Annotated in this window: 1 protein-coding gene and 1 pseudogene; one reads left to right on the forward strand and one right to left on the reverse strand. The window is 47.3% G+C overall.

Annotated features, from left to right (window positions below; genetic code table 11):
* Positions 1 to 194, forward strand: a pseudogene (locus AC4II3_RS30680) (hypothetical protein); the annotation flags it as partial.
* Here the strand turns inward: AC4II3_RS30680 and AC4II3_RS30685 are convergent.
* On the reverse strand, positions 149 to 3,352 hold the full coding sequence (locus AC4II3_RS30685; protein ID WP_488010306.1) for a two-partner secretion domain-containing protein: 3,204 nt from the start codon (positions 3,350 to 3,352) through the stop codon (positions 149 to 151). The pseudogene AC4II3_RS30680 and the gene AC4II3_RS30685 sit on opposite strands and share 46 nt — an antisense overlap.
* Positions 3,353 to 3,486 lie beyond the last annotated feature (134 nt).

A 3,486-nucleotide genomic window follows, 5' to 3' on the forward strand; every position in this document is an offset into this window, starting at 1 on the left:
TGCCAGTTCTACCGACTCCCAAGCCAGGTTACTGGCAAGATGCCAGTTCTACCGACTCCCAAGCCAGGTTACTGGCAAGATGCCAGTTCTACCGATTCCCGATTCCCGATTCCCGATTCCCGATTCCCGATTCCCTACTCCCTACTCCCTATCTCCCTCTTCCCGAATGGCAATCAAGATGGGGCAATATCTGATCAACAGGAGTACCCCTAAACGGTTGCGCCGTCAGAATAATGGTGCCATCTTTTGCTCTGACCCAGCCTTGGGCTTCGATAATTACTTTTTTTTCCTGGGGAGGTTGAGGCTGTATCACTAATGGTTGCTGCTGTAATGGTTTTCTGCTGGTGTTGGCTAAGCCAGGACGAGAGAGCCAGCCCACTGTTCTGTCAGTATTAATCACCGGATCGTCTGCACTAGCTGGTAAACCTCCTTTTCCGGTAATGGTAAAGGAACTCCCGCCAGCAATCCGATTATTCTCAAAGCCACAAAGGTCATTGGCCAGGATCGCTTCTGCATCTACCGGGCTTGCTGGTAATTCCGTTAAGCCTGAGGTGGGGTCTACCTGTGAGATGTTGATTGTGACATCACCGCTGGAGGATGAGCCAAGTTCAGACGTGGCGGTGATGTCATTGTCTGGAGTTAGACGGTCTCGAAACTCTAAACCAAAGATGCCTTTGGCATTAATGGTCACACGACCTCCTGAACCTTCGTCAGCATTGGCGGTAATGTCACTATTTCCCAGACCGACTAAGGTATCAGTATCAATTTCTATATTGCCCCCAGTTGTGGTATTCTCAGCGTCAGTTAGAATCAAGCTTCGGTTGAGGAGTCGGATGTCACGGGAATATAGAATAATATTGCTGTCGTCTCCTCCTGCTGTTTCTGCTGAGATGATTCCATTTTTGTTTAGGAAGATGGAGTTGGCATTAATCTCTACCGTGCCTGCTGAACTACCCGGTTGATTGCTTCTAACACTAACAACTGCTCGATCAGAGACTATTAACTGCCCAGTGGTAATTTTCAACAACTCTCCCGCTTTTCCTGTTCCTTGAGTTTCAGTAAACAAGCCGCTGGCATACTCACCCGAGGCTGAGGTACCAATCACTTGAACAGTAGAGTCGGCATCCACTGTCAACTTTCCCCCGTCCCCTTCACCAAAAGTGCCAGCTGAAACTTGTGCTCCATCAGAGACCATTAACTTCCCAGTGGTAATATTCAACTCTCCCGCTTTTCCTGTCTGTTCAGTTTGAGTAGTCAAGAGGCTGATAATCCGACCATCGGCTGAGGTACCAATCACTTGAACAGTAGAGTCGGCATCCACTGTCAACTTCCCCCCCTCCCCTTCACCCCTCGTGCTAGTTGAAACAATTGCTCCATCAGAGACCATTAACTGCTCAGTGGTAATATTCAACTCTCCCGCATTTCCTTTCCCTTCAGTTTCAGTAAACAAGCCGCTGCGAATCCGACCATCGGCTGAGGTACCAATCACTTGAACAGTAGAGTCGGCATCCACTGTCAACTTTCCCCCGTCCCCTTCACCAAAAGTGCCAGCTGAAACTTGTGCTCCATCAGAGACGATTAACTGCCCAGTGGTAATACTCAAATTTCCGGGTTTTCCTTTTGAGCCTCGATTAGCTTGAGCAAACAAGCCGCTGGCAGACTCACCATCGGCTGTCGTACCAATGAGTTGAACCTTAGACTGGGCATTCACACTCAAATTTCCCCCGTCCCCTTCACCAAAAGTGCTAGCTCCAACTTGTGCTCCATCAGAGACGATTAACTGCCCAGTGGTAATACTCAAATCTCCCGCTTTTCCTGTCCCAAAAGTTCGAGCAAACAAACCGTTGGGAAACCGACGATCGGCTGAGGTACCAATCACTTGAACCTTTTCGTCGGCATCCACTGTCAAATTTCCCCCCTCCCCTTCACCAATAGTGATAGATGAAACTTGTGCTCCATCAGAGACGATTAACTGCCCAGTGGTAATACTCACATCTCCCGCTTTTCCTTTCCCAAAAGTTCGAGTAGTCAAGCGGCTGGGAAACCGACCATCGGCTGAGGTACCAATCAATTGAACTGTAGAAGAGGCATCCACAGTCAAATTTCCCCCCTCCCCTTCACCTTCACCAGCAGTGCTAGCTGAAACAACTGCTCCATCAGAGACGATTAACTGCCCAGTGGTAATACTCACATCTCCCGCTTTTCCTGTCCCTGAAGTTGCAGTAGTCAAGCCGCTGACAATCCCACCATCGGCATCAGTACCAATCACTTGAACAGATTCAGAGGCATCCACAGTCAAATTTCCCCCGTCCCCAAGACCAAAAGTGATAGCTGAAACAACTGCTCCATCAGAAACCATTAACTCCCCAGTGGTAATACTTACATCTCCCCCCTGTCCTGAGCCAGTTACATCCGCAGTTATCCTAGAACCACCCTCAAGACTCAACTGAGAAGCCTCAATCACTATCCCACCGCCACTTCCACTCCCTTCGGTATCCGCAAACACAAAAGAGCGATCGCGTAAACTCACATTAGCCCCCTGCACCTGGATACTGCCACCACCTTCCCCACTGGTATCAACAAAAGCACCGTCAGACAAACTAATATCTTGAAACCCTTGAACTGCTGAATAATCCAACACAAAACTACTATCCGTTGGGGTCAGGTTCACCACACCATTACCAACACTCCCGAGTTCAATGCGTCCATCGGTTGCTGTTAAATTACCACCAGTAAGAGTAATTTCACCACCAATCAGCCCCAATGTTTTCACATTTGGTACCTGAAAAAGACTAGACTGATTAGTAATAGTCCCTGGATTAGATCCATATTGCAACCCAGAGGGAATATTAATGGTCAACAACGGTTTATCATTGGGATTTTTTGCACTGAAAACTGTGCCATCGTCAAACAACACACTATCAGCAGTGCTCCCAAAAAAAGAGCCTCCTAGATCTAGTCTGCTATTGGAACCGAAGACAATACCGTTTGGATTTATCAAAAATAAGTTAGCATTTCCCAACACTCCCAGAGTTCCTAAAATATTGGAAACATTAGCTCCAGTTACCCGACTCAGGATGTTCTCAATTCCCGCTGGTAAGCCAAAATAAACTCGTCCTAGCTCAGGCACATTAAAATCTTGAAAGCTGTGGAACAGATTGCTTTCTCTAATCGCCCCACCTTCTATCAAATCTGCCAGGGCACCCTTAACAGTCACATTGGGCGTTACTACAGAGCTTTCATTCCCCAAGGTATTATCTGGGGTAATTTGCCCTAATGCCGTAGTTGCAGCCAGTAGAGAAAACATAACAAAGGGACTTACTTGCACAAGTCGGTAAATCCAAGGTTTCATGTTAATCAATAGAGCTCCCGATGCCTGGGATTATTTCATAAAATACCTGTTGATTCTGTTAAGTTTTATAGCGCTATGGGCAAGGCAATAGGCAATAGGCAATAGGCAATAGGCAATAGGCAATAGGCAATAGG

It is taken from the genome of Moorena sp. (assembly GCF_982860115.1).